This is a genomic window from Flavobacterium sp. (assembly GCF_039930565.1).
GTDB lineage: Bacteria > Bacteroidota > Bacteroidia > Flavobacteriales > Flavobacteriaceae > Flavobacterium.
The window spans coordinates 63,815-70,711 of sequence record NZ_JBDTTP010000013.1 but is presented as its reverse complement, the minus strand read 5'-3'; the positions used below and the strand labels follow the sequence as shown (position 1 = coordinate 70,711).

Sequence of the window (6,897 nt, the reverse complement as noted above, 5' to 3'; positions counted from 1 at the left end):
CGAAAGAAGCCTTTCTAACTGGTCTTCCTGAGGGAGCCGAAACTATAACAATTAGCGGTAAGAAATATTACAAAATCGATAATACATATTACGAAAAACTTATCTCCGAAAACGGTACTGAACGCTACGTCGCTGTTGGTGAAAAAAATCAATAATATAGGAGCAATCGGTTCACTGGGACGGTTAGCAAATTTTAGATAGAAATTATCAAACCTGCCTCAAATTATTCCCTTTTAAAGTAGTGTGCTGGCCGGAGGCAGAAATGCGACAAGAGACATTAGACAACAACAATAATACAGTAAAACAGAAGTGTACTTCAATACAATATTTTTCCTTTGAAAGGCGAGTAAAAAGTATTTCTTCATTGATAGGCATTTTTATAAATGTTGATTTATGTATTGCAATATCTACAAAAAATAAAGATGAATAAACACAAGTACCTTTTATTAACGGCATTCTTATTTGCAAATACCTTACTTGCTCAGGATAGGGATATATTGAATGTCAACTATGCCGTTTCGACATTAAAATATAACGACACTGCTGCTAAAGCCAATTTATTTGATGTAAAACTCAAACTTCCGGTGTTCCAAAAAAAACAGCATACCATTGTGGGAATATTGGGCTACAAAAATCTGTCACTGCATAATTTCCCGGCGGATTATACCGGCAATTTACACGGTCTCACTTTACAGGGAGCCTGGATTTACAAATTATCCGATAGAAAAAGCCTGACCTTTTTTGGTCAAGCAGGATTGTTTTCGGATTTACAGGATGTGAGCGGTAAAGATTTCAGGTATACTGCAGGCCTGCGTTACAGAGTGAAACATTCCGAAAAGTTCAGTACAGGCTGGGGTCTGGCTTATTCCAGACAGTTTTTCGGTAACCAGGTTATTCCGTTCATTGATGTAGATTACAAACCCAATGATAAATGGAGCATTACCGGACAGTTCCCCATCAAACCAAAAGTACTTTATCATTTTAATAATAAATGGAGTGCTGGGATTGAATTGTCCGCCGATGCATCGAGCTATAGGCTTTCAGCAACGGAAAGTAACAATCAGTATATCCAGGTCAATCAATGGATTGGTTTGGCAAAGCTTGAATACCAGTTTGCAAAAAGGTGGCAGCTAAATATTGGCATTGGTAAAAATATTAAACAGAGCTATAAACTTTATGATGAAGCAGCTAGTACACCCTGGACAATTATTACGATTCCTTTAGGTAAAAAGCCAGACCCTATCTATGAAATTGACAGCAAAGGATTGAATTTCCAAGTGGGTATTTCACTCAAAGCGTTCTAGAAAACCTTATCTTTTTGTAACTTTATCAGAAAAATGAAATTACCCATCGAAAAAATACTGCCCATTGCTTTATGTATCTTATTTCCGGCATTAAATGCGATTACGACCAGGGGCATTAGCAACATTACTGATTTTGATTCGTTGGTGTTATTTCGTTGGGTCGCTGTTTCTACAATACTTTACCTGCTTTGGCTGCTGCTGGATTATATTTCTAAAAAAGCAGAAACATACCAATTTCTTAAATCAATAATAGCAGCAACCGCGTTAATTATTATAGTTTATAATATATTTCTGCTCACACCGCTTTTTCAAAATAAGAATTTACAATGGATGTTTGTGGTGAGGTATTTTATTGCCATTATTCCATTTTTAATAATTCAATATGCCTTTCGTGCTAATAAAAAAGTAGCACAATTGGAACTGGAAAAACAGCAGATACAAACAGAAAACTACAAGGTTCAATTAGAAGCATTACGCACCAAAGCCGATCCGCATTTTTTATTTAATTCCCTCAATACCCTTCGTACAATGGTGCGGCATCAGGACCCGAAATCTGAACGGTTTATCCTGAGTCTTTCCGACTTTTACCGGCAGACTTTACGATATAACGAAGGTACATTAATAAATCTCAGTGATGAAGTAAAGGTCCTAAAATCCTATTTATTTCTAATGAAGAACAGAAATGAGCACGCCGTACAAATCAGTATTCACATTGCAGAAGAATTGTACGAACGCCAAATTCCTACATTGGCATTACAAACCGTGGTAGAAAACTGTTTTAAGCATAATATGATGACATCGAAAATACCTTTGTATATTGATATCAAAAGTGACCACAACTATATTGAAATTAAAAATAATGTCCAGCCCATGATAACCGGCAGTTCATCTTCAGGCTACGGATTAGAAAATTTAAAAAAAAGGTATGAGTTATTAAACATTGAAAACGGAGTGGATATTGAATCGACAGAAGATTACTTTCTGGTAAAACTTAAACTTATTTAATTCCCGATGTAATCTAAATTCTTAACAGAAATAATATGAACGTACTGATAGTAGAAGACGAATTGCATACTTCCAAGTTACTGAAAGAAATAATTGAGCAGGATAAAGATTTTTTGGTAACCGAACGTTTGGAGTCGGTAGCAGAAGCCGTGCAATATTTAAGTAAACACCAGCAGAAGTTAGACTTGATTTTTCTGGATATTCAGTTAGCCGACGGGCATAGCTTTGAGATTTTTAACCATATTTACGTTACTGTTCCCGTTGTGTTTTGTACCGCTTATGATGAGTATACTTTACAAGCCATTAAAAACAACGGCATTGATTATATTCTCAAGCCTTTCAAGGAGGAAGATATTCACGCCGCACTAAACAAATACAAAAGGCTGGCTCAAACTTTTAGGGATAAATCATTTACACCTTTACAATTTCCTGCTACAACTCAGTACCAGCAAAGCTTTCTGACACAATATCGAGATAAAACACTGGTAAGATATGTAAAAGATATTGCTCTTTTTTACATTGAATTTGAAACTGTTTATGTATACACCTTTAACGGTGAAAAATTTTCCTTGTTCAAAAATCTGGAGTACATCGAATCAGTTTGTGACCCTAAACAATTTTTTCGCATCAACAGGCAGGTTTTGATCAATAAAGAAGCAGTATTGTCTATTGAGCCGTATTTCAATAGAAAAGTCATTGTTCAAACAAAGTTCAGCCTATCAGAAAAATTAATTGTGAGCAGGTTAAAAGTTACTATTTTTAAAGATTGGCTGGAATCCTAGTTTATACTGTTCATCTCTACTCTCAGGTCAATTCTGATAATTTCTTTTTACTAATTGCTATTTAATCTTTAATTGAAAAAAACATTGCAATTCAATTCAATGTCTGAAATGTTCAATTGAAGTTTTTGTTTGTTCAATTCATCTATATTTTGATTTGTTTAAAGCTTAACAGTCAATAGTTTTGTTTGTATAAACAATAAAACTTTTATGTTATGAAGAAACTATTTATTTTCAAATTAATGATCATTGCAATGTCGGTAACAACTTTAATATCTTGTAATGATGATGACGATGATTGCTATTATGTAGAACAACAGGATGCTGCCCGCGGAACTATTACCAATGCGAGCCCTAATTCTGGCAGTTTAGACTTTTTCTCAGATGAAAACAAGATAAATTCTTCTGCCCTGAATTATACCGATACTTTTGGCTATTACAATTTCTATATTGGCAAAAGAACTTTTAGCATTAAAAACAATGCTGGAGATATATTGGCACAAACGGATATTGACCTGAAAAATGGCGACTATTTCAGCGTTTTTGCCGTCAATACCTTCAATAATATAGAACTCGTATCTTATAACGACTTTGTCACCTATCCTAAAAGCAATAATGCAGTTGTACGTTTTATAAATCTTTCATCTGACTCCCAGGCCATAGATATAAAGAGCGCCACCAAAGATTTTGCAGCTGATCTGTCTTTTAAGGAAGACAGTGAATTTATCGAAGTATCAAGTGGTTTTTATGATTTTACTTTTTATAAAACCGGCACCGACCATGTATTATTTTCTCAAAAAGATTTCGAACTCAGACCTGGCAGAATTTATACTATTTACACCAAAGGTTTTGTTACCCCGCCAAGCGGCAGTAATGACACTTTTTCGACTAAAACAATCGTAAACTTTTAGTGCTTCATTTTTGAACTGCGTTTGATAAAATTACCAAATGCAAGGATATCTCAGATATCCTTGCATTTGGTATGCTCTTCATTTGGTTTGTATAACGATCAAAAAAACTAAACCTCAACTATTTTATCTTTAATGAAAAACACTATACCACTATTTTTACTGATTTTCATCACACAAATACTTCTTGGACAAACCAATAGGAACTTTAAATTTAAAGAACGCGACATTGCCTACACAGCTTACTCTAATTACAAAGGCCATCTCGATAATCTGCCAGGTATGAATGTGGCAATCATTATGGGAAAGCCTGAGGAAAACATGGAAGAGCTATTCAAAAACGATACTTTAAACAAACATGAAGGAAAAAGTATGATTGATTTTACATGGTTTTATTACCTGCCGTTTCAAAATTTAGATGAAAATAAGGTATATGATTTCCTGAAAAATTTTATTGAACAAAATTTTGAAAATGACAGCTTTGATCGTAACCGGATATTTCTGTATTGGCCCAGTAAGAATCCATTATCATGCGAGAAAATTAACGAACTTAATACAATTATTTCCGGAATTTGTGTTGCTGAGGATAATACCATGCTCCAATGTAATGAAAACGTTTTTCCTGCTAAATCAATTACAAAAATTAAAAAAAGAAACACCCTGACTTCTTTAAAATATGAAATTCCCACCAGCTTGGATATAGAAAAAATTAAGGAGAGCAAAAATGCGCTGCAATTGTCCAGCAATTGGAAAAAATTGATGTTTATTGATATCACTTACGGACAACAATATATTGATCAAAATCACTTTGCTTCTTTTGACAAGCAGAGTGGTATCGACTTTTCTGACATCAATACTTTTTGGAACATAACTACAGGTTATTATATAAGTAATCGATTTGGCCTGAGTGCAAATTTTGGATTAATCCGGCAAGGGGTAGAAAAAGGAATTGATGAGATTAGTGAAGGTCCGGACGGAAGCATAACCGTACAGGGTTCTGGAAAAGGGGCAGGTCTTTACAGACTGGGCATAGGAGCGAGAATGATTGTTTTTAGTAAAAATAGATTTAGTACCTATTTCGAAGCTTTGACAGGCAGTCTAACAGCAAAGGCAGGAAGTAAAAGCCAGTCAGCAACAATTGGCGGAGTAGGAAATTCATATGGTCAAAGCAATATCTCCAGCCAGCAAGCTCTTTTTCTTACTTGCATAACAGCAATGAATTACAGACTCAATAAAACATTATTTTTGACTACTAATATTCAATATACTTTTTCTGAATTTGATCAGCCTATTGGTTCTATTTCCGGTTTTACAGGTTTCTCATTTAATTTTGGTATTGGATTCTCTTTTTATGTAAAGAAACAATAAATATTTGGTTTAAAATATAAGACGATCTTACTTGAGGACAAGTTTTTGCCGATAAATTTTTCCCCAATTTCCCATTGCTTCTATAACAGGTTTTAAGCTTTTGCCTTCATCTGTCAATTCATATTCCACTGTGACAGGCATTGTATCCTGTACTGTTCGTTTTACCAGATGATTCATTTCAAGGTCTTTCAATTCCTTGGAAAGCACTTTAGGAGCTAGTCCGGCTATATGACGATGAATCTCCATAAATCGCGATTTATCATTATAATAAAGCATACCGATTATTGAAGTTTTCCATTTGCCGCTCAAAAGATCCTGCGTGTCTTTTACGCCTTGAATGTTTTGCCTGCACGTCTCTGTTAAGGAAATTTTCTCTCTCATGTTTTTTATTATCATAACGAAGATACGGAAAACCGATAACTTTATTCCCTATTGCTTACCATTTGGTAACTACTTACCACTTGGTAACAGAAGTATAAGCAGTTAAACTTCAGGCTAACTTTGCATTATTAATAACATTAATATTTTAAACTATGATTTTAGTAACAGGAGCAACAGGACATTTGGGCTCAGCAGTAATAGAACAATTATTGAAAAAGAAATCTCCAGATGAGATTATCTGTTTGGCAAGAAACCTAGACAAAGCACAACCCTTGCGTGACAAAGGCATACAGGTTATCATAGGGGATTTGAATGATGTGGAATCATTGCAGAAAGCCTTGCAGGGAATTAATAAAGTTTTGTTGATTTCTACAGTAGATCATCACCGTTATCAGCAGCATAAAAATCTAATTGATGCCGCCAAAACAGCAGGTGTAATGCATATCGCATATACCAGTGCACTGATAAAGGATGTGGCCTCTTCAGCTGTAAGCGCACATTTAGAAAGTCATTTCCAAACAGAGAATTACATCAAGAAAACCGGGTTGACTTACACTATTTTCCGAAACTCTTTGTATGCAGATATGATTCCGATATATGTTGGTAAAGAAGTTTTTGAAAAAGGTATTTATTTACCTGCAGGAAACGGAAAAGTCGGATATGCCCTTCGCAGAGAAATGGGTGAAGCAATAGCTAATACACTTCTGCAAACTGATAACGAAAGTAGAATTTATGAATTGACAGGATCTGAAATGTATTCATATCAAGATGTGGCAGAGATTCTTTCTGAAATAGCCGGAGAAGATGTTTATTACACTGATGCAGATGCTGTCACTTTTCCCGATATATTGAAGCAGTTAGGTATACCTGAAAGGATGATAATGGTTGCATCTGGTTTCACAACAGACATTAGAAATCATCAATACGAAATCGTATCTCCAAACTTGGAACAACTATTAGGAAGAAAACCAAAGAATTTGAGTGAAGCCTTAAAAGAGATTTATGGCAATAAGATCTAGCCTCTTATACGGTGGATATAACTTTGCTGCCACAAAGTATTTGGATTTGATACCTAAAATAAAGTTGAAATAATCATAAAAAAAGATTGTAAGCAATCACAAAGCTTTTTTGTGTTAAATTATATTGAAAAAA

7 protein-coding genes are annotated in these 6,897 nt (G+C 34.6%); 6 read left to right on the top strand and 1 reads right to left on the bottom strand.

The features are described 5' to 3' along the window. Window positions 1–422: 422 nt before the first annotated feature. The 5 genes from ABI657_RS05580 to ABI657_RS05560 all read left to right on the top strand — a co-directional run bounded on the left by ABI657_RS05580 (window position 423) and on the right by ABI657_RS05560 (window position 5,364). Window positions 423–1,304: a DUF6268 family outer membrane beta-barrel protein gene (locus tag ABI657_RS05580; protein WP_348096255.1), complete on the top strand. Its 882-nt coding sequence runs from the start codon at window positions 423–425 to the stop codon at window positions 1,302–1,304. 33 nt (window positions 1,305–1,337) lie between these two features. Beyond that, a complete protein-coding gene (locus tag ABI657_RS05575; RefSeq protein ID WP_348096254.1) occupies window positions 1,338–2,309 on the top strand; it encodes a histidine kinase in 972 nt (323 codons plus the stop codon). A gap of 35 nt (window positions 2,310–2,344) precedes the next feature. Then, window positions 2,345–3,091, top strand: a complete 747-nt coding sequence (locus ABI657_RS05570; protein ID WP_348096253.1) for a LytTR family DNA-binding domain-containing protein — start codon at window positions 2,345–2,347, stop codon at window positions 3,089–3,091. A gap of 212 nt (window positions 3,092–3,303) precedes the next feature. Then, window positions 3,304–3,999 (top strand): DUF4397 domain-containing protein, encoded by a 696-nt coding sequence (locus tag ABI657_RS05565; protein WP_348096252.1) that lies wholly within the window; start codon window positions 3,304–3,306, stop codon window positions 3,997–3,999. A gap of 132 nt (window positions 4,000–4,131) precedes the next feature. Then, the gene (locus ABI657_RS05560) at window positions 4,132–5,364 is read left to right on the top strand and encodes a hypothetical protein (RefSeq protein WP_348096251.1); all 1,233 of its coding nucleotides are present in this window, start codon (window positions 4,132–4,134) and stop codon (window positions 5,362–5,364) included. Between the two features lie 27 nt (window positions 5,365–5,391). Here ABI657_RS05560 and ABI657_RS05555 read toward each other — a convergent pair whose 3' ends face one another. Next, the gene (locus tag ABI657_RS05555) at window positions 5,392–5,745 is read right to left on the bottom strand and encodes a helix-turn-helix domain-containing protein (RefSeq protein WP_348096250.1); all 354 of its coding nucleotides are present in this window, start codon (window positions 5,743–5,745) and stop codon (window positions 5,392–5,394) included. A 152-nt stretch (window positions 5,746–5,897) separates the two neighbouring features. Here ABI657_RS05555 and ABI657_RS05550 point away from each other — a divergent pair, with 152 nt between their 5' ends. Then, window positions 5,898–6,764: an SDR family oxidoreductase gene (locus tag ABI657_RS05550; protein WP_348096249.1), complete on the top strand. Its 867-nt coding sequence runs from the start codon at window positions 5,898–5,900 to the stop codon at window positions 6,762–6,764. Window positions 6,765–6,897: the final 133 nt, after the last annotated feature.

Excerpts from the sequence above, each read along its gene's own strand:
- ABI657_RS05575 (WP_348096254.1), top strand. The coding sequence starts at position 1,338 with ATGAAATTACCCATCGAAAAAATACTGCCCATTGCTTTATGTATCTTA.
- ABI657_RS05560 (WP_348096251.1), top strand. The coding sequence starts at position 4,132 with ATGAAAAACACTATACCACTATTTTTACTGATTTTCATCACACAAATA.
- ABI657_RS05570 (WP_348096253.1), top strand. The coding sequence starts at position 2,345 with ATGAACGTACTGATAGTAGAAGACGAATTGCATACTTCCAAGTTACTG.
- ABI657_RS05550 (WP_348096249.1), top strand. The coding sequence starts at position 5,898 with ATGATTTTAGTAACAGGAGCAACAGGACATTTGGGCTCAGCAGTAATA.
- ABI657_RS05565 (WP_348096252.1), top strand. The coding sequence starts at position 3,304 with ATGAAGAAACTATTTATTTTCAAATTAATGATCATTGCAATGTCGGTA.
- ABI657_RS05580 (WP_348096255.1), top strand. The coding sequence starts at position 423 with ATGAATAAACACAAGTACCTTTTATTAACGGCATTCTTATTTGCAAAT.
- ABI657_RS05555 (WP_348096250.1), bottom strand. The coding sequence starts at position 5,745 with ATGAGAGAGAAAATTTCCTTAACAGAGACGTGCAGGCAAAACATTCAA.